34 protein-coding genes are annotated in these 26,176 nt (G+C 69.9%); 21 read left to right on the top strand and 13 right to left on the bottom strand.

Annotated elements, in window-relative coordinates; genetic code table 11:
• The 9 genes from VGT80_RS05610 to VGT80_RS05570 form a co-directional block, all read left to right on the top strand.
• Nucleotides 1–424, top strand: a 424-nt coding sequence (locus VGT80_RS05610) for an Ig-like domain-containing protein (RefSeq protein ID WP_327453691.1), incomplete at its 5' end; no start/stop codon positions are given.
• A gap of 83 nt (nucleotides 425–507) precedes the next feature.
• On the top strand, nucleotides 508–1,443 hold the full coding sequence (locus VGT80_RS05605; RefSeq protein ID WP_327453689.1) for a ribose-phosphate pyrophosphokinase: 936 nt from the start codon (nucleotides 508–510) through the stop codon (nucleotides 1,441–1,443).
• A 136-nt stretch (nucleotides 1,444–1,579) separates the two neighbouring features.
• Nucleotides 1,580–2,626, top strand: a complete 1,047-nt coding sequence (locus tag VGT80_RS05600; RefSeq protein WP_327453687.1) for a hypothetical protein — start codon at nucleotides 1,580–1,582, stop codon at nucleotides 2,624–2,626.
• 111 nt (nucleotides 2,627–2,737) lie between these two features.
• Nucleotides 2,738–3,406: a 50S ribosomal protein L25/general stress protein Ctc gene (locus VGT80_RS05595; RefSeq protein WP_327453685.1), complete on the top strand. Its 669-nt coding sequence runs from the start codon at nucleotides 2,738–2,740 to the stop codon at nucleotides 3,404–3,406.
• A 30-nt stretch (nucleotides 3,407–3,436) separates the two neighbouring features.
• Nucleotides 3,437–4,057 carry an aminoacyl-tRNA hydrolase gene (pth, locus tag VGT80_RS05590; RefSeq protein ID WP_327453683.1) on the top strand — a complete coding sequence of 207 codons (621 nt, stop codon included), beginning with the start codon at nucleotides 3,437–3,439 and terminating at the stop codon, nucleotides 4,055–4,057.
• Between the two features lie 113 nt (nucleotides 4,058–4,170).
• Complete coding sequence (locus tag VGT80_RS05585) at nucleotides 4,171–4,509, top strand: endonuclease domain-containing protein (RefSeq protein ID WP_327453695.1); 339 nt, start codon at nucleotides 4,171–4,173, stop codon at nucleotides 4,507–4,509.
• Nucleotides 4,510–4,655: 146 nt separating this feature from the next.
• Entirely contained in the window at nucleotides 4,656–5,753 is a 1,098-nt protein-coding gene (gene ychF, locus VGT80_RS05580) for a redox-regulated ATPase YchF (protein WP_327453681.1), read from the top strand.
• Between the two features lie 14 nt (nucleotides 5,754–5,767).
• Nucleotides 5,768–6,439: a dienelactone hydrolase family protein gene (locus VGT80_RS05575; RefSeq protein ID WP_327453679.1), complete on the top strand. Its 672-nt coding sequence runs from the start codon at nucleotides 5,768–5,770 to the stop codon at nucleotides 6,437–6,439.
• 5 nt (nucleotides 6,440–6,444) lie between these two features.
• The gene (locus VGT80_RS05570; protein WP_327453678.1) at nucleotides 6,445–7,125 is read left to right on the top strand and encodes a dienelactone hydrolase family protein; all 681 of its coding nucleotides are present in this window, start codon (nucleotides 6,445–6,447) and stop codon (nucleotides 7,123–7,125) included.
• A 40-nt stretch (nucleotides 7,126–7,165) separates the two neighbouring features.
• On the opposite strand, the gene VGT80_RS05565 is transcribed toward VGT80_RS05570, so the two are convergent.
• Nucleotides 7,166–7,633: a hypothetical protein gene (locus VGT80_RS05565; protein WP_327453677.1), complete on the bottom strand. Its 468-nt coding sequence runs from the start codon at nucleotides 7,631–7,633 to the stop codon at nucleotides 7,166–7,168.
• Between the two features lie 84 nt (nucleotides 7,634–7,717).
• Between VGT80_RS05565 and VGT80_RS05560 the strand changes: the two genes are divergently transcribed.
• Complete coding sequence (locus VGT80_RS05560; RefSeq protein WP_327453676.1) at nucleotides 7,718–8,503, top strand: hypothetical protein; 786 nt, start codon at nucleotides 7,718–7,720, stop codon at nucleotides 8,501–8,503.
• Nucleotides 8,504–8,552: 49 nt separating this feature from the next.
• Here the strand turns inward: VGT80_RS05560 and VGT80_RS05555 are convergent, their stop codons facing one another.
• Genes VGT80_RS05555 through petA form a run of 3 tightly spaced genes read right to left on the bottom strand, consistent with a single transcriptional unit; the run spans nucleotide 8,553 to nucleotide 11,249 of the window.
• Complete coding sequence (locus tag VGT80_RS05555; protein ID WP_327453675.1) at nucleotides 8,553–9,398, bottom strand: cytochrome c1; 846 nt, start codon at nucleotides 9,396–9,398, stop codon at nucleotides 8,553–8,555.
• A gap of 7 nt (nucleotides 9,399–9,405) precedes the next feature.
• Entirely contained in the window at nucleotides 9,406–10,695 is a 1,290-nt protein-coding gene (locus VGT80_RS05550; RefSeq protein WP_327453673.1) for a cytochrome b/b6, read from the bottom strand.
• Nucleotides 10,695–11,249, bottom strand: coding sequence for a ubiquinol-cytochrome c reductase iron-sulfur subunit (petA, locus tag VGT80_RS05545; protein WP_327453671.1), 555 nt, complete (start codon nucleotides 11,247–11,249; stop codon nucleotides 10,695–10,697). Before petA ends, VGT80_RS05550 begins: the two co-directional genes overlap by 1 nt.
• A 204-nt stretch (nucleotides 11,250–11,453) precedes the next feature.
• Between petA and VGT80_RS05540 the strand changes: the two genes are divergently transcribed.
• The 4 genes from VGT80_RS05540 to VGT80_RS05525 all read left to right on the top strand — a co-directional run bounded on the left by VGT80_RS05540 (nucleotide 11,454) and on the right by VGT80_RS05525 (nucleotide 13,520).
• A complete protein-coding gene (locus VGT80_RS05540; protein WP_327453669.1) occupies nucleotides 11,454–11,918 on the top strand; it encodes a tRNA (cytidine(34)-2'-O)-methyltransferase in 465 nt (154 codons plus the stop codon).
• Between the two features lie 10 nt (nucleotides 11,919–11,928).
• Complete coding sequence (hemF, locus tag VGT80_RS05535) at nucleotides 11,929–12,807, top strand: oxygen-dependent coproporphyrinogen oxidase (RefSeq protein WP_327453667.1); 879 nt, start codon at nucleotides 11,929–11,931, stop codon at nucleotides 12,805–12,807.
• Between the two features lie 85 nt (nucleotides 12,808–12,892).
• Nucleotides 12,893–13,126, top strand: a complete 234-nt coding sequence (locus VGT80_RS05530; RefSeq protein WP_327453665.1) for an AbrB/MazE/SpoVT family DNA-binding domain-containing protein — start codon at nucleotides 12,893–12,895, stop codon at nucleotides 13,124–13,126.
• On the top strand, nucleotides 13,119–13,520 hold the full coding sequence (locus tag VGT80_RS05525) for a PIN domain-containing protein (protein WP_327453663.1): 402 nt from the start codon (nucleotides 13,119–13,121) through the stop codon (nucleotides 13,518–13,520). The genes VGT80_RS05530 and VGT80_RS05525 overlap by 8 nt, the downstream gene beginning before the upstream one ends.
• A gap of 17 nt (nucleotides 13,521–13,537) precedes the next feature.
• On the opposite strand, the gene VGT80_RS05520 is transcribed toward VGT80_RS05525, so the two are convergent.
• The 6 genes from VGT80_RS05520 to VGT80_RS05495 form a co-directional block, all read right to left on the bottom strand.
• A complete protein-coding gene (locus VGT80_RS05520) occupies nucleotides 13,538–13,663 on the bottom strand; it encodes a hypothetical protein (protein WP_327453661.1) in 126 nt (41 codons plus the stop codon).
• A gap of 67 nt (nucleotides 13,664–13,730) precedes the next feature.
• Entirely contained in the window at nucleotides 13,731–14,438 is a 708-nt protein-coding gene (locus VGT80_RS05515) for a type 1 glutamine amidotransferase (protein ID WP_327453659.1), read from the bottom strand.
• A 2-nt stretch (nucleotides 14,439–14,440) separates the two neighbouring features.
• Nucleotides 14,441–15,691 (bottom strand): CCA tRNA nucleotidyltransferase, encoded by a 1,251-nt coding sequence (locus VGT80_RS05510; RefSeq protein ID WP_327453657.1) that lies wholly within the window; start codon nucleotides 15,689–15,691, stop codon nucleotides 14,441–14,443.
• Complete coding sequence (locus VGT80_RS05505; RefSeq protein ID WP_327453655.1) at nucleotides 15,688–15,966, bottom strand: hypothetical protein; 279 nt, start codon at nucleotides 15,964–15,966, stop codon at nucleotides 15,688–15,690. Before VGT80_RS05505 ends, VGT80_RS05510 begins: the two co-directional genes overlap by 4 nt.
• Nucleotides 15,959–16,621, bottom strand: coding sequence for a CoA pyrophosphatase (locus tag VGT80_RS05500; RefSeq protein ID WP_327453652.1), 663 nt, complete (start codon nucleotides 16,619–16,621; stop codon nucleotides 15,959–15,961). Before VGT80_RS05500 ends, VGT80_RS05505 begins: the two co-directional genes overlap by 8 nt.
• The gene (locus tag VGT80_RS05495; RefSeq protein ID WP_327453693.1) at nucleotides 16,618–17,196 is read right to left on the bottom strand and encodes a DUF1285 domain-containing protein; all 579 of its coding nucleotides are present in this window, start codon (nucleotides 17,194–17,196) and stop codon (nucleotides 16,618–16,620) included. The genes VGT80_RS05500 and VGT80_RS05495 overlap by 4 nt, the downstream gene beginning before the upstream one ends.
• Before the next feature lie 149 nt (nucleotides 17,197–17,345).
• Between VGT80_RS05495 and VGT80_RS05490 the strand changes: the two genes are divergently transcribed.
• Nucleotides 17,346–19,262, top strand: coding sequence for an SGNH/GDSL hydrolase family protein (locus VGT80_RS05490; protein WP_327453650.1), 1,917 nt, complete (start codon nucleotides 17,346–17,348; stop codon nucleotides 19,260–19,262).
• Here VGT80_RS05490 and VGT80_RS05485 read toward each other — a convergent pair.
• Nucleotides 19,259–19,774, bottom strand: a complete 516-nt coding sequence (locus VGT80_RS05485; protein WP_327453648.1) for an N-acetyltransferase — start codon at nucleotides 19,772–19,774, stop codon at nucleotides 19,259–19,261. The two genes, VGT80_RS05490 and VGT80_RS05485, sit on opposite strands and share 4 nt — an antisense overlap.
• 238 nt (nucleotides 19,775–20,012) lie before the next feature.
• On the opposite strand from VGT80_RS05485, the gene VGT80_RS05480 reads away from it, so the two are divergent.
• From VGT80_RS05480 to VGT80_RS05470, 3 genes are all read left to right on the top strand, one after another.
• Complete coding sequence (locus tag VGT80_RS05480; protein WP_327453646.1) at nucleotides 20,013–21,305, top strand: MFS transporter; 1,293 nt, start codon at nucleotides 20,013–20,015, stop codon at nucleotides 21,303–21,305.
• A 49-nt stretch (nucleotides 21,306–21,354) separates the two neighbouring features.
• Complete coding sequence (locus tag VGT80_RS05475) at nucleotides 21,355–22,293, top strand: SDR family NAD(P)-dependent oxidoreductase (RefSeq protein ID WP_327453644.1); 939 nt, start codon at nucleotides 21,355–21,357, stop codon at nucleotides 22,291–22,293.
• A 190-nt stretch (nucleotides 22,294–22,483) separates the two neighbouring features.
• A complete protein-coding gene (locus VGT80_RS05470; RefSeq protein WP_327453642.1) occupies nucleotides 22,484–23,344 on the top strand; it encodes an alpha/beta hydrolase in 861 nt (286 codons plus the stop codon).
• A 7-nt stretch (nucleotides 23,345–23,351) separates the two neighbouring features.
• Here the strand turns inward: VGT80_RS05470 and VGT80_RS05465 are convergent, their stop codons facing one another.
• Together VGT80_RS05465 and VGT80_RS05460 are read right to left on the bottom strand one after the other, a co-directional pair.
• A complete protein-coding gene (locus VGT80_RS05465; protein WP_327453640.1) occupies nucleotides 23,352–23,561 on the bottom strand; it encodes a helix-turn-helix transcriptional regulator in 210 nt (69 codons plus the stop codon).
• Nucleotides 23,562–23,567: 6 nt separating this feature from the next.
• On the bottom strand, nucleotides 23,568–23,993 hold the full coding sequence (locus VGT80_RS05460) for a hypothetical protein (RefSeq protein WP_327453638.1): 426 nt from the start codon (nucleotides 23,991–23,993) through the stop codon (nucleotides 23,568–23,570).
• A gap of 109 nt (nucleotides 23,994–24,102) precedes the next feature.
• Between VGT80_RS05460 and VGT80_RS05455 the strand changes: the two genes are divergently transcribed.
• The 3 genes from VGT80_RS05455 to VGT80_RS05445 all read left to right on the top strand — a co-directional run.
• A complete protein-coding gene (locus VGT80_RS05455) occupies nucleotides 24,103–24,507 on the top strand; it encodes a hypothetical protein (RefSeq protein ID WP_327453636.1) in 405 nt (134 codons plus the stop codon).
• Between the two features lie 33 nt (nucleotides 24,508–24,540).
• Nucleotides 24,541–25,092, top strand: coding sequence for a DOMON-like domain-containing protein (locus VGT80_RS05450; protein ID WP_327453634.1), 552 nt, complete (start codon nucleotides 24,541–24,543; stop codon nucleotides 25,090–25,092).
• Nucleotides 25,089–26,176 (top strand): DUF1343 domain-containing protein (locus VGT80_RS05445; protein ID WP_327453633.1); only part of this gene is annotated, 1,088 nt, incomplete at its 3' end. The genes VGT80_RS05450 and VGT80_RS05445, both read left to right, overlap by 4 nt.

Here is a 26,176-nt window from a genome sequence, read left to right as displayed (position 1 = left end):
TCCGCCGAAGATCGTCAGCTCGTTCCCGGCCGCCGGCCAGACGGTGGCGCCGGGCGTCACGGTGGTGAGGATCACCTTCGACCAGCCGATGCAGCCCGGCTTCGACATCTCGCCGGGCCCGACCGGCGCGGCGCCGGACTGCCTGAAGACCCCGCGCCTGCTGAACGACGGCAAGAGCTTCGTCCTGCTCTGCACCACCGCGCCGAACAGCGCCTATTCGCTGGCCTTCAACGCGCAGGGCAGGGGCGGCTTCCAGACGCTCGGCGAGACGCGGGCGGAGCCGGCCAGCCTGGCGTTCGCCACCAACCGCGAGGATGGTCCGCGCAGCCTCGCCGAGGCTATGAAGGTCGCGGGGCTCGGCGACCTCGATTCCCCGATCGAGCGGTCGGAGTTCCCCGCCCAGGCGGCCCGCGCCCCACCCTGAGCGCCGCCCCGCCGCAAACGGTGGACTTGCGCGCCTCCGCTGGTACAAGCGCGCGCAATAGCTGCAAATCGCGTGGGGCTCCGATGAAGCTGCTGGCCGGCAACTCCAACCGAACCCTGGCGCAGGCCGTATCGGACCACCTGGATGTGCCGCTCACCAAGGCCCAGGTGAAGCGCTTCCCGGACAATGAGGTCTGGGTCACCATCGACGAGAACGTGCGCGGCGAGGACGTCTTCGTCCTGCAGTCCACCAGCTATCCGACCAACGACAACCTGATGGAGCTGTTGATCTGCATCGATGCGCTGAAACGCGCCTCGGCCAAGCGGATCACCGCGGTGATGCCCTACTTCGGCTACGCCCGGCAGGACCGCAAGACCGGCGGCCGCACGCCGATCTCGGCCAAGCTGGTGGCCAACCTGATCACCCGCGCCGGCGCCGACCGGGTTCTGACCATGGATCTGCACTCCGGCCAGATCCAGGGCTTCTTCGACATCCCCACCGACAACCTGCTGGCCGCGCCGCTGATGAGCGGGGACATCAAGGAAAACTACTCGAAGACCTCCGAGCTGATGATCGTCTCGCCGGACGTGGGCGGCGTGGTCCGGGCCCTGGCGCTCGCCAGCCGGCTCAACGCGGATCTGGCCATCGTCGACAAGCGCCGTTCGGGGCCCGGCAAGACCGAGGTGGCCAACATCATCGGCGACGTCACCGGCCGGCGGCTGATCATCTTCGACGACATCGTGGATTCGGCCGGCACCCTGTGCTCGGCGGCCCAGTCGCTGATGGAGGCCGGCGCCAAGGAGGTCTCGGCCTACATCACCCACGGCGTGCTGTCGGGCGCGGCCCAGGAGCGGGTGAAGGCCTCGGTGCTCAAGGAGCTGGTGATCACCGATTCCATCGGCCAGCCGGACCTCGTCCAGCAGGAAGCCAAGATCCGCACCGTCAGCTGCGCCGCGCTGATCGGCGAGGCGATCCGCCGCATCGCCAACGAAGAGTCCGTGTCGAAACTCTTCGATTGAGCGAGATACCCGGGTGCGGCCCGGGCGCGCATTTGCCCGGCCACGCTTGCTCAGCAAGAGTTTACCGGGCAAGGCCACAATCTCATCGGGGGCAGGTGCTAGCTTTTTGACCACTCGTCCGAGGGGAAGCCGCTTCATGAGTTCCGCATTTCCGGTGCGCCGTGCGCTCTTACTGGCCGCCGTGGCCGCGACCGCCGCCCTGGCCGGCTGCGCCGCGCCCGCCCCGCCGCCCGCCCCGCCGGTGGCGGTCGCCGCCCCGCCGCCGCCCAGCGTCAGCCTGTCGTCGCGCCTGGTGGAGCAGGCCAGCGCCTACCGGGTCTATGTGGATCACGCGCTGCAGATCTCGCCGGCCTTCGCCGATGGCGCCTCGATCGCCCAGAGCCTGCGGACCGGCGAGTCCTACGAACCGCATCAGCTGCTGCGCGGCGCCATCGCCTATGGCGCGGTCGTGGCCCTGCAGGACCCGGCCTTCCGCGCCGGCGTGCGCACCTATGTGGCCGACGCCGACCAGCGGCGCACCATCGCCTATGAGATCATGAAGGACCCGGCCTATGCGCTGGGCATCAACGGCGCGGCCGGCGCCGCGGGCCTGGTGACCGCAGCGCTCGGCGACGACGGCAAGAAGCTGCTCGACGAGGGCAAGGCCGTGAAGCAGGCCGCCTACGACGTGCAGCACCAGGCCTGGTCGAAGAGCGACGTGGTCGGCCGCGAGGGCCGCCTGGCCATGGCCAAGCAGCTCTCCGCCACCCCGATCTCCGCCGACACCGACCTCACCGCCAAGCTTCAGTCGGCCGTCAACGGCAGCGCGCCGCTCACCCTGAGCGCCTCGCCCACCAGCCCGCCCTACTCGCCCATGGTGGTGCGCAGCCTGGCGGTCGCCGCCCTGGCGGCCCTGGGCTACGCCGACGACGCCAGCCTCGAGCAGGTCATGCCCCTGGTCGCCGAGCCCAACTCCGCCCAGTGCCTGAACATGTCCAAGCTCAACCTCTATCAGTGCCTGGCGGTGGCCAAGCCGCACTACGAGGACGTCTTCTGCCTCGGCCAGCACGTGCTGATGGACACCGGCGCCTGCCTGATGAAGGGCGTCGGCCTGGCCGAGCCGGAGCCGCCGCCGGTCCTGTTGCCGGTCACCCAGGTGTCGGCCAAGACCACCGTGCGGGGCTCGCGCAAGCGCCGCCATTGAGATCGATGCGCCCGCCCCGTTGCGCGGGGCGGGCGTTTTGTGTATCTACGCGCACCCAATTTCTTCTCGCCGCGCGCCGGTCGCGCGGCGGTTTCGTTTTGAGGCAAGGCCATGGCCGAGATCGTTTTGAATGTTGAAGTGCGCGAGAGCGCCGGCACCGGCAACGCGCGTGCGACGCGTCGTTCCGGCCTGGTCCCGGGCGTGCTGTACGGCGGCGACAAGGACCCGGTGTCCATCACCATGCGCGCCAACGAGTTCCGCAAGGCGCTCTACACCGGCAAGCTGCTGGGCCACCTGGTGACCCTGCAATACGGCTCCGAGAAGCAGTCGGTCATCGCCAAGGACGTGCAGATGCACCCGGTGACCGACGAGCCGATGCACTTCGACCTCTACCGGGTCGACGCCAAGCAGGAGATCCGGATCGGCGTGCCGGTCCACTTCCGCAACCATGAGGAAAGCCCCGGCCTGAAGCGCGGCGGCTCCCTCACCGTCGCCCTGCACGAGCTGCTCGTGACGGTGGCCGCCGACAAGATCCCCGAGGAACTGGTCGTCGACCTGACCGGCCTCGATATCGGCGACACGATCCGCGTCTCCGACGTCGCCATCCCGGCGGTGGCCAAGGTGGTGCTCGACCCCGACACCGTGATCGCCTCGATCGCCGGCATGCAGGCCGAGGAAGTCGAAGAGCCCGTGGAAGGCGCCGAAGCTGCGGCGGAAGGCGAAGACGCGGCCGAAGGCGGCGAAGCTGCGGCGGACGCTTCCGAAGGCGGCGAGGCGTAGTCCTCGCCTGCCTCCTGACCTGGGGGGCGCATGCTGCTGATCGCTGGGCTCGGCAATCCCGGGCCCGCCCACGCCAAGAACCGGCACAACATCGGCTTCATGGCCGTGGACGAGATCGCGCGCCGGTGGGGATTCGATCCGCCGCGCAGGCGCTTCCAGGGGCACGTCCAGGAGGGCGCGATCGAGACGCCCACCGGCCCGGTCAAGGCGCTGATCCTCAAGCCCCAGACCTTCTACAACGAGAGCGGCCGCTCGGTCGGCGAGGCGCTGAACTTCTTCAAGATCGCGCCCGAGGACCTGATCGTCTTCTATGACGAGATCGATCTCGCCCCCGGCCGCTTCCGGATGAAGGCCGGCGGCGGGGCGGCCGGCAACAACGGCGTCCGCTCGATCACCGCCCAGGTCGGCCCCTATTTCCGCCGGGCGCGGCTGGGCACCGGCCACCCCGGCGACAAGGCCCTGGTCCACGGCCACGTGCTCTCCGACTTCCACAAGGCCGAGCTCAAGTGGGTCGAACCCCTGCTCCAGGCCGTCGCCGACGCCATCCCCCTGCTGGCCCAGGGCGAAGACGAAAAATACCAGACCGAGGTCATGCGCCTCGCCCCCGCCGAGAAGGCGGACCCGCGCGCGCTGGCGCGTCGCGAGGATTGACGTTCGCAAGAGTTCCTGATTTGTTCAACCTTCTCCCCTTGCGGGAGAAGGTGTCGGGCGGATGCCCGACGGAAGAGGGGTCGCGCAGACCACGCCACCGCCGTGTTGAGCCAATGGACACGAGCCGCCGCGCCCACACCTTGAGACGCAATTCGACAGCTACTGAGCGCAGGCTGTGGGGCTTGCTGCGCGCCAAGCGGCTGGAGGGCCTCAAGTTCCGTCGGCAGGTTCCGATTGGCCCCTACGTCGCCGACTTCCTCTGCCTTCGCCATCGCTTGATCGTCGAGGCCGACGGCCCGTTTCACGAGGCAGACACCGACGCCGTCCGCGATGCATGGCTCTGCGCCCAGGGCTTCCGCGTGCTTCGCTTCACCAACAGCCAGATCAATGCGTCGGACCAGGTGCTGGGCGCGGTCCTTGCGGCCGTCGAAGCCCCGCCCGTCGAGATTTGAGAGACCCCTCTTCCGACCTGCTTCGCAGGCCACCTTCTCCCGCAGGGGGAGAAGGATCACCCTAGAGCGCCTCGGCGATGGGGGAGGTAGGCTCCGCGAAGGGTCCGTGCTAGGTGCGGCGGCCTCGAAAGGAACCTCACCTCCCCATGGCCCTGAAAGTCGCCATTGTCGGCCTGCCGAACGTGGGCAAGTCGACGCTGTTCAACGCGCTCACCCAGACCGCCGCCGCCCAGGCGGCGAACTATCCGTTCTGCACCATCGAGCCCAACACCGGCGACGTGGCGGTGCCCGAGCCGCGGCTGGCGACGCTGGCGGCGATCATCCCGTCCAAGGAGATCATCCCGGCCCGGATCAACTTCGTCGACGTGGCGGGCCTGGTGCGCGGCGCCTCCAAGGGCGAGGGCCTGGGCAACCAGTTCCTGGCCAATATCCGCGACACCGACGCCGTGGCCTTCGTGGCCCGCTGCTTCCTCGACGACGACGTCACCCACGTGGAGGGCAAGGTCGATCCCCTGTCGGACCTGGAGACCATCGAGACCGAGTTGATGCTGGCCGACCTGGAGAGCCTGGAAAAGCGGGTCTCAAACCTCGAGAAGCGCGCCAAGGCCGGCGACAAGGACAGCGCCCAGACCCTGCGGCTGGTGACCCTGGCCCTCACCGAACTCAACGCCGGCCGCCCGGCCCGCAAGGCCAAGGTCGCCGCCGAGGACGACAAGGCCTGGCGCATGCTCCAGCTGCTCACCTCCAAGCCCGCCCTCTACGTCTCCAATGTCGACGAGGCCTCGGCTGCAACCGGCAACGACATGTCGCGGCTGGTCGCCGAGCGGGCGGCGCGCGACGGCGCCGATCACGTGGTCATCTCCGCCCAGATCGAGAGCGAGATCGCCATGCTCGACGAGGCCGAGCGCGGCGAGTTCCTGGAGACGCTCGGCCTCACCGAGCCCGGCCTCAACAAGCTGATCCGCGAGGCCTACCACCTGCTCGGCCTGCAGACCTATTTCACCGTCGGCCCCAAGGAGACCCGCGCCTGGACCATCCACAAGGGCGACACCGCCCCGCAGGCGGCCGGGGTGATCCACACCGACTTCGAGAAGGGATTCATCCGCGCCGAGACCATCGCCTATGACGACTACGTCCGGCTGAAGGGTGAGGCCGGGGCGCGCGACGCCGGCAAGCTGCGCCAGGAAGGCAAGGACTATGTCGTCAAGGACGGCGACGTGATGAACTTCCGGTTCAACGTCTAGAAGGGCAAACCAAGATGGGCGAGACGATCAAGATCGCGGGCGCGGACGGGTTCGAGTTCTCGGCCTACCACGAGCCGGCCTTCACCCCCTCCAAGGGCGGGGTGATCGTGATCCAGGAGATCTTCGGCATCGACCGCCACGTCCGCGCCGACGTCGAGCGCTGGGCCAAGATGGGATTCCACGCCGTCGCGCCGTCGCTCTACGACCGCCGCGAGTGGAACTTCACCGCCGAGCACGATCCGGACGGCATGCAGGCCGGCATCGCCCACGCCCGCGCCACCCCGCTCGAACAGGCCCTCACCGACATCGCCGCCTGCCGCGAATTCCTCAAGAGCCACGGCGCCGCCAAGGTCTGTGTCGTCGGCTATTGCTACGGCGGCTCGCTCGCCTGGCTCGCGGCCTGCCAGCTCGACGGGCTTGCGGCCTCGTCCAGCTACTACGGCTCGCTGGTGCTGGCCAACGCCGCCCTCAAGCCGAAGTGCCCCGTCTTGATCCATCTCGGCCGCAACGACGGCATCCCCGCCGACGAGGTCGAGAAGGCGGTGCACGACCATAACCCCGAGGTGCCGGTCTACATCTACGAAGGCGCCGGCCACGGCTTCAACAACGAGAGCCCCGAGCGCTACAACGCCGAGGCCGCCGACCTCGCCCGCCACCGCACCCTCGAGCTGTTCGACAAGGCCTAGGTCCGGTGGGCGAGACGGTCCGCCTGACGAGCGCCCGCGACGGCTTCCAGTTCGACGCCTATCGCGCGCCGCCCACCGAGGCCCGCCGCGGCGGCCTGGTCATCTGCCACGCCATCTGGGGCGTCACCCCGCACCTGCGGGCGCTCGCCGACAGCTATGCGGAGATGGGCTACGAGGCCCTCGTGCCGAGCCTGTTCGACCGCTTCCAACCTGGCTTCGCCGAGCGTGATTTCGACCCGGCGCTCTACGCCCGCCAGAACGGCTTCGCCGAGGCGAGCGGCTGGGGCGCGGAAATCCTGGACCTCGTGCAGGCGGCGATCGATGCGCTGAAGCCGCCGGTGTTCGCCATCGGCTTCTGTTTCGGCGGCACGACAGCCTGGCTGGCCGCCAGCCGCTGCAGCGGCCTCTCGGCGGTGGCCAGCTACTACGGCGGCCACATCGCGGAGCGCCTGGACGATGCGCCGAAGGTCCCCACCCTCCTGCACCTCGGCCGCACCGACGAGCTGATCCCGCCCGCCGACGTCGAGGCCATTCGCGCGGCCTATCCCGACCTGCCGGTCTATGAATACGACGCCGGCCACGCCTTCGTGGCCCCCAACGGCTTCGACGCCGAAGCCGCGCGCCTGTCGTCCCTGCGCACCCTCGCCCTCTTCGCCAACAATGGCGGGGGTAGGAGCTCGGCTTGAAAGATACGCCCCCTTTCCGCGCTGCGCGCTGGGGGAGGATCTACTCCTCGATCCTCTGCCTCACGTCCGGCAGGCGCTCGAGCGCCCGCACGAGGATCGCCTGCGCCGCCAGGATGCCGATGCCGGCCGCATAGGCCGCGAAGACATTGGCCTGGTAGCGCCCGGTGGCGGCGACGGCGGCCACCTGCCAGTAGATGAACGCCGCCGCCCCCAGTAGCAGGCCCACGCCCATGAGGATGGAGCCCGGCGTCTGGCCGAAGCCCGCCTGGAAGCTCATCCAGACGTAGCGCGCCAGCCAGCGTTTCAGGGTGGGAACCGCCAGCGGCACGATCAGCGAGGCCACGAGGAACAGCGCCGGCCACATCAGCGTCCAGCGCAGCACCACGCCCACGCCGCCCGGCAGCCGGCCGACCGCGTGCGCCACGGCTCCGGCATAGATCAGGCCGGCGGCGGCGACCGTCAGATCCTGCATCCGCTTGAAATTCCGCCAGGCGCGCGTGAAGGCCATCGCCCGGCAGCCTGGCCGGGCGATGCGGCGGGCTTATGGCGCCAGCGTCCTAGCGCCCAGTCCTGCTATCCTGTGCGCCGCGCCATGAGTCTCAAGCTCGTCCTCTCCGCCGCGGCCCTGGCCGCCCTCGCCGGCTCCGCCCGGGCCGGGGAGACCGCCTGCTGGTTCGAGAATGGCGTGGTCGTCGTGCCGGCGCAGGTGGCCGGCGTGGCCGGCGACTACATCCTCGACACCGGCGCGCCGCAGACCCTGCTCGCCGACAGCCAGGCGCAGGGCGCGGGCTATGCCGACACCGCCTTCGCCGCCGACGTCGAACTGGCCGGCCGCCGGATCGCCGGCGTGGCGCTGGCCGTGCAGGGCATCGACGTGCGCACCGGCCTGTTCCCGACCCCCATCGCCGGGGTGATCGGCGCCGACGCGCTCAAGGCCTATGTGGTGGATGTCAGCTTCGCCCCCTGCCGCGTGACCCTGCGCGAGCCGGGCGAGGCCCCGCCCTTCGGACCGGCCAAGGCCCTGCCGCTGACCTGGGTCGCGGGTCTGCCGACCATCGAGGCCAAGGTCTCCGACGGCGCCCGCGCCTTCACCGGCGCCTTTGCGCTCGCCACCGGCTCCGACACCACGGTGCGCGTCTCGGACGCCTATGCCTCGGCGCCCGGCGCGCCGACGCCGCGCGAGGTCTATCCCTACGGCGTGCTGCGGCCCCGGCTACGCGCCCTGTCGCTGGCCGGCGAGACCGCCGAGGCCCTGCCGGCCGGCCTGGTGAAGCCCGCCGATCCGCAGCTGGCCGGGGAGATCGGCGCGCCGCTGCTCTTCGCCTGGCGCGTCCGCTTCGACTTCCCCGCCGGGCGCCTGCTGCTCGCGCCCAAATGAAAAGGGCCCCGGCTTTCGCCGAGGCCCCGATCACAGATCGCCGCGCCGCCTAGTGGGCGACGTTGCGCCAGATGCGGCGGTAGCTGAACCACAGCAGCACGGAGAAGATCAGCAGGTAGATCATCGCGCCCAGGCCGAACTGCTTGCGCTCTTCCATCTTGGGCTCGGCGGCCCAGGCCAGGAAGGCGGCCACGTCGCGCGCCTGGTTCTCGACGGTCGACTTGGTGCCGTCGTCGAAGGTCACCTTGTTGGGCGCCAGCGGCGGCGGCATGCCGATGAAGCCGCCGGGCGGGACCTTGTCCTTGGCCCCGCTCCAGTTCCCCGACACGTCGCCCGGGAACCAGGGATTGTAGTACTTGCCGGGCAGCACGCTCAGGCCTGGCGGCGGATTGCGGAAGCCGGTGAGCAGCGAAAATATGTAGTTCGGACCGCCCTCGCGCGCCTTGGCCATGACCGACAGGTCCGGCGGCGCCTTGCCGCCGTTGGAGGCGGCCGCGGCGGCGGCGTTGGCGAACGGGGCGGCGAACTTGTCGGCCGGCGTGGCCGGGCGCTTGATGGCGTCGCCCGTGTCGGAATCGATGTCCGGGACCTGGATGTCCTTGGCCAGCGACTTCACATAGGGGTTGTCGTTCGGGTTCGGGTACTTCGCGTCGTAGAACGGCCCGCCCTTCTGGCCGAGGTTGCGGAAGTACATCAGGTTCATCGAGTGGCAGGCCGAGCAGACCTCCCGATAGACCTTGTAGCCGCGTTGCAGCTGGGCCTGGTCGAACTTGCCGATGGGCCCGGAGAAGGACCAGTCGACCTCGCGCGGCTCCTCGGCGGTGGTGGCCGAGAGCGCCGGGCCAGCAACCAAGGCGAAGCCCAGGGTCGCGAGCGCGAAAGCTTTGCGCAGCATCTTAGGCTCAACCCTTCTTTGCGGGATGCGACAGGACAGGCTCGGAGATCGACTCCGGCATCGGCAGCGGCGTCTCGCGCAGCCCGATGATCGGGGTGATGAGCCAGAAGTAGGCGAAGTAGTAGAGGGCGCAGATCCGGCTCAGCCAGACGTAGCTGTTGATGTCGGAATCGATCAGCGTGAAGCCGCCGGAGACCCCGGGGATCACCGGATCGTCCGGCGAGTGCGCGCCGCACCAGCCCAGCACCAGGCAGACGAAGAAGAAGATGAAATAGTAGGGCCGGATGGTCGGACGGTAGCGCATCGAGCGCACCTTCGAGGTGTCGAGCCACGGCAGCACGAAGAGGCTGGCGATGGCGCCGAACATGGCGATCACGCCGGCCAGCTTGTTCGGGACGGCCCGCAGGATCGCGTAGAATGGCAAGAGGTACCACTCCGGCACGATGTGCTGCGGGGTGACCAGCGGGTTGGCCGGATTGGCGTTGTCCGGGCTCATCAGCGCGTCCGGGTACCAGAACACGAAGAAGCCGAAGAGCAGCAGGAAGACCGAAATCGCGAAGCCGTCCTTCACCGTGTAGTACGGATGGAAGGGAACGGTGTCCTCCTTGGACTTCACGTTCACGCCGGTCGGGTTGTTGTTGCCGGGCACGTGCAGCGCCCAGATGTGCAGGCCGACGACGCCGGCGATCACGAACGGCAGCAGATAGTGCAGCGAGAAGAAGCGGTTGAGCGTCGGGTCGTCGACCGCGAAACCGCCCCACAGCCAGGTGGTGATGGCCGGTCCCACCAGCGGGATCGCGCCGATCAGGTTGGTGATCACCACCGCGCCGTGGAAGCTCATCTGACCCCAGGGCAGCACATAGCCCATGAAGGCGGTGATGATCATCAGGAGGTAGATGATGCAGCCGAGGATCCACAGCACCTCGCGCGGCGCCTTGTAGGAGCCGTAGTAGAGGTTGCGGAACATGTGCACATAGACCGCCAGGAAGAACATCGAGGCGCCCGAGGCGTGCATGTAGCGGATCAGCCAACCGTAGTTGACGTCGCGCATGATCCGCTCGACCGAATTGAAGGCGTAGTCGACGTGCGGCACGTAGTGCATCGCCAGCACGATGCCGGTGACGATCTGCAGGCCCAGCATCAGCGACAGGATGGCGCCGAAGGTCCACCAGTAGTTCAGGTTCTTGGGCGTGGGGAACGTCAGGACCGTGTCATTGGCCATCCGCAGGATCGGAAGGCGCATGTCCAGCCAGCGCTCGAAGCCGGTCTTCGGCTCGTATGAGGAATGTGCGCTCATCAGCCGACCTTGACCTTGGTGTCGGAGAGGAAGGAATAGTCGGGCACCAGCAGGTTCTTCGGGGCGGGGCCCTTACGGATGCGGCCGGAGGTGTCGTAGACCGAGCCGTGGCAGGGGCAGAACCAGCCGCCGTACTCGCCGCCGCCGAAGGTCGGCACGCAGCCCAGGTGCGTGCAGGTGCCCACCAGGATCAGCCACTCGGCCTTGCCCGGCTTGTGCCGCGCCTCGTCGGTCTGAGGATCGCGCAGGTCCGCGTGGTCGCCCTGGATCGCCTCGGCGATCTCCTTGGCCGTCCGGTGACGCACGAACAGCGGCTTGCCGCGCCACTTCACCACCACCTGCTGGCCCTCGACGACCTTGCCGAGGTCGAACTCGATCGAGGCCAGCGCCAAGGTGTCGCCCGCCGGGTTCATCTGGTCGATGAGCGGCCAGGCCAGAGCGCCGACCGCGCCGACCGCCGCCGCGCCCGCGGCGATGTGGATGAAGTCGCGACGATTGGGATCGTCGCCTGAAGCATGCGAGTCTGGGTTTGCGCCCACAACGGTGTCGGACACCTAAAGCTACCCTTCGTTTCGAGGCCCCCGGGGAGGGGGCGCTGAAGCCTTTGGACCCGTCCAGACGCCTGGTAAAGGGCCGCGCGCGGAACCGACGTTTTGGAGCAGGATCGAAACCCCGGAAGCGCTTCGCGAAAGTCCCGCGCGGCGCTTCGGTGATTCGTCTCTATATGCCCCGGTCCATCCCGTGGCGGATCGCTTAGAATGCGTTTGGCGCTTTTTCAACCGGACATTCCGCAAAACCTTGGCGCGGCGCTTCGGCTGGGCGCCTGCCTGGGCGTCGGTATCGACGTGATCGAGCCCTGCGGCTTCCCCCTGGACGACCGCGCGGTGCGCCGCGCGGCCATGGATTACGCCACCCAGGCCGAGGTGACGCGGCACGCCAGCTGGAGCGATTTTCTCACCAACCGGCGGGGGCGGATCATCCTGCTCACCACCCGGGCCGCCGAGCCGTTCCACGGATTCTCGTTCCGCGACGATGACATCCTGCTGTTCGGCCGCGAGAGCGCCGGCGTCCCCGAGGAGGTGCATGCCGCCGCCGACGCCCGGCTGGCGATCCCGCTCATGCCCGGCGCCCGCTCGCTGAACGTCGTCACCGCCGCGGCGATCGCCATCGGCGAGGCCCTTCGGCAGACCGATGGCTTCCCAAGCGGGGCCCGATCGCAGTAGCAGGGCTGCCATGAGCACCCTGCCCCCGGAGATCCTCGCCCGCCGCGACCGGGCCAAGGCCTGGTTCGAGGCCCTGCAGACGCGCATCTGCGCCGAGCTGGAGCGGCTGGAGGACGAGGCGCCGGACGAGCTCTATCCGGAGACCCCCGGCCGCTTCGATGTCCGGCCCTGGACGCGGGAGACCGGCGTCGGCGGCGGCATCGGCGGCTTCTTCTCAGGCCGGCTGTTCGAAAAGGCCGGCGTCCACACCTCGGCGGCGACCGCGCGCTTTTCGCCCGAGATGGCGGCTGCCATGCCGGGCGCCGACAAGGATCCGTCCTACGTCTCGGCCTCGATCAGCCTGATCGTCCATCCGCGCAGCCCGCGCGTCCCCACCGTGCACATGAACACCCGCTTCCTCTCGACGGCGGAGAGCTGGTTCGGCGGCGGCGCCGACCTGACGCCCATGCTCGACGAGCAGCGCAGCCAGGACGCCGACGACGCGGTGCTCTTCCACGCCGCGATGCGCGGCGCCTGCGACGCCTTCGATCCGGACTGGCACGCGAAATACAAGGCCTGGTGCGACGAGTATTTCTTCCTGCCGCACCGCGGCGAGACGCGCGGCGTGGGCGGCATCTTCTACGACCGCCACAACTCCGGCGACTTCGAGCGCGACTTCGCCTTCACCCAGGCCGTGGGCGAGGCCTTTCTCGACGTCTATCCGAAGATCGTCCGCCATCGCATGAGCGAGCCCTGGACCGAGGCCGACCGCGCCGAGCAGCTCATCCGCCGCGGCCGCTATGTGGAATTCAACCTGCTCTACGACCGCGGCACCATGTTCGGCCTCAAGGCCGGCGGCAACATCGAGACCATCCTGAGCTCCATGCCGCCGATGGTGGCGTGGGCATAGGCTCCTCTCCGCGCGAGCGGGCGCCTTGCCAAAACAGGCGGCAAGATATACAATTATTCTATGTGTATCATTGGAGGGCGAACCGATGCGCGTCGCAAAGTGGGGCAACAGCCTGGCCGTTCGCCTCCCCACCACGGTGGTCGAGGCGCTCGAACTTAGGGAAGGTGACGAGGTCGAGATCGACGTCGCCGGGGCGCGCGAGTTCGCGCTGAGCAGGGCGCCTGGCCGACCCGAGTTGTTGGCCCGACTCCGGCGCTATCGCGGCTTGCTCCCCAGGGACTTCCGGTTCGACCGGCTCGAAGCCAACACGCGTGGCTGAGGCCTTCTTCGACACCAACGTCCTGCTCTATCTGCTGTCGGAAGACACGGCCAAGGCGGAGCGCGCCGAAGCCCTGCTCGGCGGCGGCGGCGTCATCAGCGTCCAAGTCCTGAACGAGTTCGCCTCCGTGGCCCGCCGCAAGCTCGATACGCCGTGGGTCGCGGTGCGCGACATTCTGGGAACCTTGCGGGCGGTGTTGCGGGTCGAGGCGCTTGATCTTCCAACCCACGACAAGGCGCTGGAATTCGCCGAACGCTATCGCCTCGGAATCTACGATGCCCAAATTCTCGCCGCGGCTCGGCTGGCGGACTGCGATGTCGTCTATTCCGAAGATATGCAGGACGGATTGAAGGTCGACGGAGCCCTGCAAATCCGGGACCCGTTCAAAGCCTAGGGGCCGTCAGCGATCTGCTAGAAGCTCAGCGCCGAAAATAACGCCTGCAGGTCGTCCGGCTGCGGACCGGCCTGGGCGGTCAGGCCGACGGCCAGCGCCGCCAGGGCGCTCGCCGCCACGATCATCAGCCTCCAACGATTCATCGCCGGCTCCCGCAAACGCGCCGCATATTCGCCCCTGGCGCCCTTCCAGCCGTAACCGGGCTCGGGGTCAAGAGGTTGCGTGCGCCAGGAAGCGATTGATCCAGCCGGCGACCCTTTCCCGGTCGTCGGCGCCCGAATAGGAGGCGATGGCGGCGTCGGCCTGGGCGTCCGGATAGGGGTCGCCGCGGCGGTGCTCGATCAGCGACATGGCGTAGGCCGGATCGAATTCCGGGTGCGGCTGCATGGAGATGGCGCGTGCGTCCGGCCAGGCGAGCGCGGCGAAGGGCGTGAACTCCGAGGCGAAGACCACCTGCGCGCCCGGCGGCTTTTCCACCACCTGGTCCTGGTGCGAGGCCGGCAGGCGGATGCGCAAGGGTCGCTCGTCCATCCAGGGCTCGGCGTGCATCACCTCATAGACGTGCTCGCCCACGCCCCAGCCCTTGGGCGACTTGACGACATTGCCGCCAAACGCCTGGGCCATCAGCTGGTGGCCGAAGCAGACGCCCACCAGCGCCGCCCGGCCCTTGGCCGCCCGCAGGAAATCCATCGCCGGCCCGATCCACGGCAGCGGCTCATAGACGCCGGCCGAGGAGCCGGTGATCAGATAGCCGTCGCACTCGGTGGGGCTCTTCGGCAGCTCGCCCTCGTCCACCGCATAGGTGCGCCAGTCGTAGGCATCCGCGCCGAGCAGCCCGATGAACATGTCGGGGTAGGTCCCGAACCGCTCGATAGCCGGCTTCGGCGGCCGGCCGGTCTTCAGGATCCCGAGCCTCATCCTCAGTACGCCATCCCCTGGGCCACGGCCTTCAGCTTCTCGATGGCCGAGAGCTTGTCGTCGAGGAAGTCGTGGTCGATCCACCAGTCCTCCACCTCGCGCAGCACCTGGCCGACCATCGGACCCTTGGGCACGCCCGCGGCCATGACGTCCTCGCCGCTCAGCGGGAAGACCGGCCGCACCCAGCCGTCGGCGAGCGCGATCATGCCGCGCCACTGCATGGCCGGCGCCGTGCGCGCCGCCGCGGCCCAGGCCAGCTTGGCGCGGTCGCGGAACGCCGCCTGGCCCAGCCGATAGACCGTCCGGCGGATTTCGCGCGGGCTCATCCAGCTCTTCAGGGCCGGGCCGGGCGCCAGGGCCTCGACGATCCGGTCCCGATCGGCGTTCGACAGCCGCAGGGTCTCGGCGAGCCGCGCGGCCACCAGCTGGTCGCCGGGGAGCAGGGCCGCCAGCCGCAGCACCGCCTCGGTCTCGAACAGCTGGTCGGCCTCGATCTCCACCAGGCCGTTGAATCGCTCGATGTCGATCGGCTCGGGCAGCACCATCTCCAGCACGCCGGCCTTGAGCATCAGCTCGACCGAGGCGCGCGGATCGTCGGCGGCGAGCAGCTTCAGGAGCTCCTTGGAAATCCGCTCCGCCGACAGGCTCGCAATCCTGTCCTTCAACCTGGCGCAGGCCGCCAGCGCAGCCTCGTCCGCCCCCGTCTTGCCGTACCAGGCCAGGAACCGGAAGAACCGCAGGATGCGCAGGTAGTCCTCGTGCAGCCGCTGCTCCGGCTCGCCCACGAAGACGATGCGGCCCGCCTTGGCGTCGGCGACCCCCTGGCCCGTCGGATCGACCAGGCTGCCGTCGCGCCGCGCATAGAGGGCGTTCAGCGTGAAGTCGCGCCGCTGGGCGTCCTGTCCCCAATCGTCGGTGAAGGCCACCACCGCGCGGCGGCCATCGGTGGCGACGTCGCGGCGCAGGGTGGTGATCTCGAAACCCCGGCCCTGGCAGACCCCCGTCACCGTGCCGTGCTCGATCCCGGTCGGCACGGCCTTCAGCCCCGCCGCCGCCAAGGCCCCCGTCGTCTGATCCGGCGTCAGCACGGTGGCGATATCGATGTCGTCCACCGGCCGGCCGACCACGGCGTTCCTCACGCAGCCGCCCACGAAGCGCGCGCAGTCGGCGCCGCCCGCCGCCTCCAGGGCGTCCAGCACCGCCGCCGTCGCCGGCGCCGTCATCCAGGCAGGTTGGCCGATGCTGTCGGTCATGGATGTTTCGCCGCGGGGTGCTCGAAATGGCCCTTGGTGACCTGGCCGGAGGCCGTGGTCTCGGCGGGCACATAGACCTCGCCGCGGTTGTCCGTATGGAAGATGGCGCCGGCCATCAACGAAATCCCCACCAGCGCCGCGCCGGCCGCGAACAGCCACGGCCAGGGCGTCGAGCCCATGGGCCGCCCGGTCCGACGCGCCCACGTCCACCACAGCCCCCAGACCAGGAAGGGGACGGCGAACAGGATCGCGCGGCTGGCCAGGGCCTCAGGCAACGGCGGCGCCATAGAGCCGGTCGTAGAGCGCGCGCAGCATCCCGGCCGTCGCGCCCCAGATGTACTGGTTCTCGTGGGTCATGGCGTAGAACCGCCGCGTCTCGCCGGTGGGCAGCGTCCGCTCCTGCTGTTCGTAGTTCGCAGGGTCCATCAGGAAGCCGAACGGCGTCTCGAAGATGTCGGCCACCTCATCGGGATTGGGCGTCAGCGTGAAGCCCGGCCGGACGAACCCCACCACCGGGGTGATCAGATAGCCGGTGCCGGTGCGGTAGGGCGTCGACAGCCCGACCAGCGTGACGAAGCTCGGATGCAGGCCGATCTCTTCCTCGGCCTCGCGCAGCGCCGTCTGCCACGGCGTCTCGCCGGGATCGCGCCGGCCGCCCGGCAGGGCCACCTGGCCGGTGTGGCGGCGCAGGGTGTCGGCCCGCCGCGTCAGGATCACCGACAGCCCAGCCTCCCGCTCCACCAGGCCCACCAGCACCGAGGCCGGCGTCAGCGGCGTGGCGGTCGGCGGGAACTGCTCCGGATTGAGGTCGAAGTCGGAGCGGCCGCCGACGCCGTCGGCGGCCTCGCGCTCCTCCAGCGGGTCGAGGTGGCGGGCCATCCACTCGCGCAGGTCATGCGGCGGGCCCGGATGCGGGGTGGGCGCGTTCATGGCGCCTCCGCCGGGCCGAGGTCGAACCAGGCGCCGTGCGAGGCCACGCCCAGGCGGCCGTCGCGCGCGTCCGCCATCGCCACCAACTCGTAGAACACCGGCCGCCCGATCAGCGCCTCCAGCCCGCGCCGGACATGCACGTAAGGGCGCGGCGCGCCCGTCGCGTCGGTCTCCACGCGGATCGGATTGTCGGCCGAGGCCTCCACCTCGTCGCCGACATTGGTGGTGAACCGCAGCACCGGGCCGCCCTCGCCCGCGATCTGATCCACCCGCACCGCCACGAACGGCGCGTCCTCGACCGTGATCTTCAGCTTCTCGACCGGGGTGACCAGCCAGATGCCGTCGTCGTCCTTGCGCAGGATCGTCGAGAACAGCCGCACCATGGCCTCGCGTCCGATCCGCGCGCCCTCGTGGCGCCAGCTGCCGTCGCGGGCGATGACGATGTCGATCTCGCCGGAATGGGCCGGGTTCCACAGATGCACCGGCGGCAACCCCCGCCCGGGCGCCTGCCCCCTTTTCAAGGACTGGGCAGCCTGCGCGACCCCCTCCAGCTTCGATGATCCCGACCCGGCCATATGGGCAAGGTAGGGGCGCGCACACGCCGCGGCTAGCGCCATCCCTCTTCCCCTGCGGCGGAACGACCGGGCCTCGTCGAGACGCCTTCCCCTCGGCGCGCGATGGGGCTCTGTTCGGCGTCCCTGCGTCCTGCGTCCGAGCCTTGAGCGTGCCCACCAGTCCCACCCCGCCCGCCTTCACCGGCGTCTATGTCTTCGGCGACAGCCTGGTCGACGGCGGCAACGATCTGAAGGCGGCCCAGGCCCTGGGCCAGATCCCGCTGGTCGACCTGCCGGTCGATGCGCCGACGGCGGCGAACGGCTATTTCGACGGCCGCTTCAGCGACGGCTGGAACTTCGCCGACCTGATCAGCAACAAGCTGACCCACGAGTCTACCCAGGCGACCTTCCCCTTCGGCATGACCAATGCGGTGGCCGGATTTTCCCTGCCGCTGGTCGGCCAGCCGTTCGGCGACAACCTGAACTTCGCCTATGGCGGGGCCCTGGCGGTCGGGTCCGACGTCCTGCCGCCGCCGCTGCACACCCAGATCGTCATCTACGAAGGCGCCTACCGGGCCGATCCCAACGCCCTCTACATCCTCTCCATGGGCGACAACGACCTGCGCGCTCTGGTGCCGACCTCCGGAGCCATGGTGACGGGGGCCGCGGCCGATCAGGCCCTGGCGGCGGTGGCCGCCGAGATCGCCGCCGACGTCGCAAGCCTGCTCGCCCACGGTGTTCGCCACATCGTCGTGGCCGAAGTCCCCGACATCGGCACGACGCCCGAATACCTCGGCGCGCCCGACGAGGCCGCACGCCGGGCGCTGGCCACCCAATACGCCCACACCGTCGACGACCTGTTGCGGACCAAGCTTTCGGCCCTGACGCTTCCCATAGGCGCCAGCGTCCTCGATTACAGCTTCCTCGACTACACGGGCCTCGCCGTGACCAATCCGGCGGCCCACGGATTCGCCGACGTCACCCACGCCCAGCGGGAGACCCAGGCGGGCCCCCTCGACGGATCGACCGGCGGCTTCCTGTTCTTCGACGAGGTGCACCCGACCGCCCAGGCCCACGCTCAGATCGCCGCCTCGATCCTCGACGCGCTGTCAGGCTCGGCGCCGGTCGAGACCGTCCCCGTGGCGATCGGCGCCCAGGCGGCCGCCAGCGTCGCGGCCGGCGCCACGGACAGCTTCACCGTCACGCTGTCCGCCGGCCACACATATGTCATCGATGTGCTGGGCACGGGCAGCGGCGCGGGCACGCTGGCCGATCCCCTGCTGCGCGTGGCGGCGCCGGGCGGCGCGGTCGTGGCGCAGGACGACGACAGCGGCCTCGGCCTCGACCCGCACCTGAGCTTCACGCCCAGCGTCAGCGGCGACTTCACCCTCATGGTCTCCGGCGTCGGCGCCTCGGCGGGCGGCTTCCACCTGCAGGTCGGCGAGGCCGGCGGCGCCAACCTGCTGACCGACGGCCAGCTCCGCGGCTCCAACGAGACCGTCACCGGAGGCGCCGGCGACGACACCCTGGCGGCGGCCGGCGGATCGAACCAGTTGCGGGGCGCCGCCGGCAATGACTTCATCCAGGGCGGCTCGGGCTTCGACGACATCAACGGCAACAAGGGCGACGACACCATCGACGGCGGCTCCGGTGGCGCCGACTGGCTGGTCGGCGGCCAGGGCAACGACCTGATCACCGCCCACGCCGGCCAGAACATCCTCTATGGCAACATCGGCAACGACACGCTGCACGGCGGATCGGGCGGCGACCTGCTGCGCGGCGGCCAGGGCGACGACGTGATCGTCGGCGGCTCCGGCAACGACTGGATCAGCGGCGACCGCGGCAACGACACCCTGACCGGCGGGGCCGGCGCGGACATCTTCCACACCTTCAACGGCGCGGGCCTGGACGTGGTCACCGACTTCCACAGCGCCGAGGGCGACCGGGTGCAGGTGGATCCCGGGACCAGCTACACGCTGAGCCAATCCGGAGCCGATGTGATCATCGACCTCGGCGGCGGCGACGAGATGATCCTGCGCAACGTCCAGCTCTCGTCCCTGCCGCCGGGATGGATCTTCGGGGCTTAGAGCGGCCGCACCATCCCGCTCAGTTGCTCGCCCTCGGGCGCGAACGCCGCCGCCAGCACCCGGCGCTGGTCCACCGGCCCCGGCAGCCGCACGTCCTTGGCCAGGTCCGCCGAGAAGCCGAACTTGCCGAAATAGGGCTCGTCGCCCACCAGCACGATGGCGGTCTCTCCCGCGGCCTTGGCCGCGTCGCAGGCGAGCTGCACCAGCATCGCGCCCACGCCGCTTGACCGTTCGGTTTCCTCCACCGCGATGGGACCCAGGAAGACCACCGGCGTCTCGCCGCAGCGCACGCGCCACTGACGCACGACGCCGACCATACGATCACCCCGCCAGGCGCAGAACGACAGTTCCGGGGCGAAGGCCGCGAACTCGCGGACCCGCTCGGACACCTTGGTGAAGCGGCCCGGCCCGAAGGCCCGGTCGATCAGGGCGTCGGCGAGCGGGCTGTCCGGCGCCCGCTCGGCGGCGAGTTTCGGCGCGGCCCCGTCTGGGTCGGTCTTGAGCTGGATCATCGATGGAATTCTGCGACTGGGATGCGAAGGGGCGCGGACGGGCTTCAATGCGCCGACCGGCTCAGGGGTTCAGTGGCGGGTCTGGCCCGCGCGTCGGGATCGTCGCAGTCGCATGGTCGGTGGGCCCTTGGCCGCCAACGGGAGGGCGCGAGGTAAGGCGTCGGGGCCCCCGCGTCAACGATCATTGCGGGCCCGGTCATTGCGAATGGGACCGAAGCCGGGCAGGTTCGCCCGGCCCATGGCCGACCCCGACCCGGACCCCTCGCCAGCGCCACCCCCAACTTCGGCGCCGGAAATCGTCCCTTCGACGCGCGCGCTCCTGAAGGAGCGGGACTACCTCGCCTTCTGGTGTTCGCGCTGGACCGGCAGCTTCGCCGCCCAGATCCAGAGCGTCGCCATGGGCTGGCAGATGTACGGCCTGGCCCGCACGGAGGGGAAATCCGTCGAGGAGAGCGCCTTCCTGGTCGGCATGCTGGGCCTGGCGGCCTTCATCCCGGTCTTCCTCCTGTCGCTCACCGCCGGCGAGACCGCCGACCGCCACGACCGCAAGACCGTGCTCCTGGTCTGTTTCGCCGGCGAGATGGTCAGCGTCGCGGTGCTGGCCGTCGCCACCTGGCGCCAGGCCGCCACCGTGCCCCTGCTGCTGGCCATGGGCTTCGCCTTCGGAGCCGCGCGGGCCTTCTTCAACCCAGCCAGCACCGCGCTCGGTCCCATGCTGGTGCCGCGCGCGCTCTTGCCGCGCGCCATCGCCTGGAATTCGCTCGCCTGGCAGAGCGCCTCGGTGGTGGGCCCGGCCATCGGCGGGGCGTTGATCGCCCTCTCCACGGCGGACGCCTATGGGGCGACCTTCCTCCTCTATGTGGTCTCGGCGATCTCGGTCCTCATAATCCGCAAGACCACCCGGCCCGAGGTGCAGCCCGGCTCGCGCTGGACCTTGATGAAGGAAGGCCTCGCCTACGTCTGGAACCAGAAGATCGTCTTCGGCGCGATCTCGCTCGACCTGTTCGCCGTGCTGCTGGGCGGGGCGACGGCGCTGTTGCCGGTGTTCGCCCGCGACATCCTGCTGTCGGACGCCCACGCCTTCGGCATCCTGCGGGCCTCTCCGGCGCTGGGCGCGACGCTGGTCGGACTCTTCCTCGCCGCCCATCCGATCCGCCACAGGGCCGGCGTGGTGATGTTCTTAGGGGTAGGGACCTTCGGCCTCGCCACCTGCGTCTTCGCCCTGTCGCGCTCGCTATGGGTCTCGGTGGTGGCGCTGGCGATCCTGGGCGGGGCCGACATGCTCTCGGTCTACATCCGCCAGACCCTGACCCAGCTGATCACGCCCGATCCGATGCGCGGCCGGGTGGCGGCGGTGTCATCGGTGTTCGTCGGCGCCTCCAACGAGCTCGGCGAGTTCGAGAGCGGGGTCGTCGCCCGCTTCCTGGGGCCGGTCGGCGCGGCTTTGTTCGGCGGGGTCGGCGCGCTGATCGTCACCGGGGTCTGGGCCCGCCTGTTTCCCGCCTTGCGCAAGGCCGATCGCCTCGAATAACTGTCGTCCCTATTGAATAGGGAGCCCCATTTCTTAGGGAGACAGGCCGATGGGCGTTTTGGATGGCAAGGTTGTCCTGGTTACAGGCGGCGGCAACGGCATCGGGCGCGACTGCGCGCTGATCGCCGCCCAGCAAGGCGCGAAGGTCGTGGTCAATGACCTCGGCGGCGGCCTGAAGGGCGAGGACGAAGGCTCCGCCGGTCCCGCCGAGCAGGTCGCCCAGGAGATCCGCGCGGCCGGCGGCGAGGCCGTCTCCAACTCCGAGAGCGTCACCAACTACAAGGCCGTCCAGGGCATGGTCGAACAGGCCCGCGACACCTTCGGCGGCCTGCACGCGGTGATCAATCCGGCCGGCATCCTGCGCGATACGATGTTCCACAAGATGAGCGAAGAGGACTGGGACCGGGTCATCGACGTGCACATGCGCGGCTCGTTCAACGTCTGCCGCGCCACCATCGAGCTGTTCCGCGACCAGAACGACGGCGCCTACATGCTCTACACCTCCACCTCGGGCCTGTTCGGCAACATCGGCCAGGCCAATTACGGCGCGGCCAAGATGGGCATCGCCGGCCTGTCGCGGATCATCGCCATGGAGGGCGCGCGCAACAACGTGCGCTCCAACTGCATCGCACCCGTAGCCTGGACGCGGATGACCCAGTCGGTGCCGATCAAGGACGAGGCCGCCGCCGCGCGCCGCAAGGTGATGGCCGAGAAGGTGCGTCCCGATCAGCCGGCGCGGTTCTCCGTGGCCCTGGTTTCCCCGGCCGCGGCCCAAGTCTCGGGCCAGATCTTCGGCGTCTCGGGCGAGACCATCATGCTCTATTCGCAGCCCCGGCCCATCGAGACCTGCACCAAGCCCGACGGCGAGGCCTGGACGGTGGACAGCATCATCAAGGAAGCCGTCCCGAAGATGGCCCCGAAGTTCTTCGACCTGAACCGCGCGCCCATGGCGGGGTCGCAACCGGCCCAGCAGAAGCAGCCGGCTTAGAGACTTACCTCCCCCGCGCTTCGCGCGGCGGGAGGGGGACGGCTCGCCGCAGAGCGAGCGGTGGTGGGGGAAAGCCAAGCGCAGTGCGCGGCAACTTTCCCCTCCCACCATCCGCTCTTCCGCTCGCTTGCGTGGGCGTCGGCGTAAGGTCCCCCTCCGCCGGTTTCGCTGGGGAGGGTAAAAGACCGCCATGTCTCCGCTCCCCCTCGCCGCCTTGAGCCTCGCCGCAGCCCTCGCCATGGCGGCCCCGCCCGCCCAGGCCGCCTCCGCGCAGCTGCGCACCTTCACCCGCCCCGATCCGCGCGGGCCGGTGACCGTCGCGGCCCTCGTCCGCGGCGCCGGACCCTTGGTGGTGCTGGTCCCCTCGCTCGGCCGCGGCGCCGAGGATTTCGACGACCTCGCCGCCCGTCTGGAGGCCGCCGGCTTCATGACCGCCGCCGTCGAGCCGCGCGGCCTGGGCGCCAGCCACGGCCCGACCGAGGGCCTCACCCTGTTCGACCTCGCCGACGACGTCACCGCAGTCGCCCACGGCCTCTCCAACAGGCCCGCGGTGTTCGTCGGCCACGCCTTCGGGAACCGCGTGGTCCGGGCCCTGGCCGCCCGCCATCCGGAGCAGGTCTCGCGCCTCGTGCTGCTGGCGGCCGGCGGCCAGGTGGCCATGGCGCCGGAGGTCCAGGCCGCCCTGCGCGACGTCTTCGTCGAGACCCTGACCCCTGAGCAGCATCTGGCGGCCGTCCGCACCGCCTTCTTCGCGCCCGGCGCCGACCCGGCTGTCTGGACCGGCGGCTGGCACGCCAACGTCCAACGCCTGCAGTCCGCCGCCGGCGCCGCCACCCCCGACGCCGCCTGGCAGGGCGCGGGCGAGGCCCCTATGCTGATCGTCCAGGCCGCGGACGACCTCGTCGCCCCGCCGGCCAACGCCCAGGCGTTGAAAGCCGCCCACCCCGGCCGCGTGACCGTGCTGGTCCTGCCCCACGCCGGCCACGCCATGCTGCCCGAACAGCCGGCCGCCATCGCCGCGGCGATCGTCGGCTATCTGAAGGGGCGCTGAGCCCCGCTCACCCCTCCCACTGAAACACCGCCTCCACGCCGACCCCGAACACGGCCGCGATGCGGAACGCCGCTTCCAGCGAGGGCGAATATTTGCCGGCCTCGATGGCGGCCACCGTCTGGCGGGTCATGCCGATCTTCTCGGCGAGCTCGCTCTGGGTCATCTCGCCGGCCTCGAAGCGCAGCCGGCGGATCTGGTTGGCGATCGGGACGGCCAAGGCGGCTCAGATCCCGCGCCGGAACATGACGATCTGGGCGATCGAGACGACGAGCCCCGCCACCACCACGTCCAGCAGGGCGAAGTTCAGCAGGTCCGGCGCCGGATGGCCGAGGTGGAAGGGCACGCCCAGCGCCACCACCAGGCTCGCCAGCACATAGTAGCCGAGGCTCAGCGAGCGGGCCTGGATCAGCTGCTCGCGCTCGTCGCGCGGCGTGCGCCCATCCTTCGGCGTGGTGAGCGCGGCCGCCGCGTTCAGCCCGATCTGCAAGGCGAGGAAGGCGCCGGCGCAGAGGATCAGCAGCCGGAAGGTCTCGAGGCCGCGATGCACCAGGCCCACCGCGATCGCCCCGAAATAGGCCCCGAAGCAGACCACCACCGTGACCACGCTGACCCAGGCCGATTTCTCCCTCAGTGACATGGTTTCGGCCATGAACCCTCCTTGCGCACCGCCGGTTGTCTATGTAAATAATCTTTTACATGATGTACGAATTTCTTCACATCCTAGGGCGCGCCCCGCGCCGCGACAAGGAGCCTTTCCGATGATCCGTCCCCTGCTGGCCGGCCTCGCCGCCACAGCCCTCGCCACCGCCGCGCTCGCCCAGGGCCCCGCGCAAGACGCCAAGCCCGCGGCCGCCGCCGCGCCCCAGACCAGGAGCCTGCAGGGCGACCAGTCGGCCTGGATGAACGACCCGCACTGGCGCGCCTACTACGAGCTCACCCGCCAGGCCTTCGCCAACGGCCCGGCCAAGGTCGACGAGGCCGCCTACCAGGCCAAGGCCTTCGCGATCTTCCGCGACTTCGGCGTCGCTCGCGGCGTGCCGCCCGAGCACATGGTCGACCACCTCAAGCTCATCCCCGGCCAGGTGGTGAAGATCGTCCGCGAGGACCCCACGGTTCTGGCCAGCTACGACAACTTCATCGCCGCCACGTTCGGCCCGCAGTAGGCGTCCGGGCCGGGCGGCCGCTACCATGGCCGGATGCAGCGATTCCTCGTCCCGCATCCGGACTGGCCTTGCGAGGCCGTCTCGCAGATCGCGGTGGAGGTCGCCCGGACCGCCGCGGCCCGCCTGACCCTGAGCTATCGCGTCGCCGCCGGCCCCGGCCTCGTCATCCCGCCGCCGGCGCCCGGCATCCGCGCCGACGGCCTGTGGAAGCACACCTGTTTCGAGGCCTTCGTCCGCGCGGCGGACGGCGCCGGTTACTATGAGCTCAACCTCAGCCCGTCCGGGGCCTGGGCGGCCTACCGCTTCGGAGCCTATCGCGACGGCATGGCGGCGGCCGACATCGCGGCGCCGCGGATCGCCTGGACCGCGACGGACGACGGCTATGAGCTCAGCGCCGCCGTCGACCTCGGCGCCCTCCCGGACCTTGCCGGCGCCCCCTGGCGGCTCGGCCTCGCCGCGGTCATCGAGGAGGCCTCTGGCCGCACCGGCTACTGGGCGCTTGCGCATCCGCCCGGCAAGGCGGATTTCCATCACCACGACGGATTCGCCCTGGACCTTCCTCAGCCCATGATTCCTGGCCCATGAAATTCGGCATCGACCGGCTCCTCGCCGAGCCTGAGCTGCGCAAGTCCCTGGCCGGGCGCCGCGTCGCCCTCCTGGCCCACCCCGCCTCGGTCACCGAAGGGCTGGTGCATTCGGCCGATGCGCTCGCCGCCCTGCCCGACCTGCGCCTCAGCGCCGCCTTCGGGCCGCAGCACGGCCTGCGCGGCGACAAGCAGGACAACATGGTCGAGAGCCCGGATTTCGACGATCCGGCGCACGGCTTCCCGGTGTTCAGCCTCTATGGCGAGGTGCGCCGCCCGACCGGCCAGATGCTGTCGACCTTCGACGTGCTGCTGGTCGACCTGCAGGACCTCGGCTGCCGCATCTACACCTTCATCACCACCCTGAGGTACGTGCTGGAAGCCGCCGCCCAGCACGGCAAGGCGGTCTGGGTGCTGGACCGCCCCAATCCGGTCGGCCGCCCGATCGAGGGCATGAGCCTGCGCCCCGGCTGGGAGAGCTTCGTCGGCGCCGGCGCCCTGCCCATGCGCCACGGCCTGACCTTGGGCGAGCTCGGCGGCTGGTTCATCGAGACCCTCAAGCTCGACGTCGAGTACCGGGTCATCGAGATGCAGGGCTGGGCGCCCGGGGACGGCCCCGGCTACGGCTGGCCTCTGGGCGAGCGGGTCTGGATCAACCCCAGCCCCAACGCCCCCAACCTGTGGATGGCCCGCGCCTACGCCGGCACGGTGATGCTGGAGGGCGCGACCCTCTCCGAAGGCCGTGGCACCACGCGTCCGCTGGAGCTGTTCGGCGCCCCCGACATCGAGGCCCGCGCGGTGATCGCCGAAATGCACGCCCTCGCCCCGCAATGGCTTGCGGGCTGCCAGCTGCGCGACTGCTGGTTCGAGCCCACCTTCCACAAGCACGTGAAACAGCTCTGCAGCGGCGTGCAGATCCACACCGAGGGCCCGGCCTACGACCACCACGCCTTCCGTCCCTGGCGGCTGCAGGCGCTGGCCTTCAAGGCCATCCGCAGGCTCTATCCCGACTACGACCTGTGGCGCGACTTCGCCTACGAGTACGAAGTCGGCAAGCTGGCCATCGACGTCATCAACGGCGGCCC

Source organism: Phenylobacterium sp., from assembly GCF_035944335.1.
Lineage (GTDB): Bacteria > Pseudomonadota > Alphaproteobacteria > Caulobacterales > Caulobacteraceae > Phenylobacterium.
This window is presented reverse-complemented; position numbering and strand designations above follow the sequence as displayed.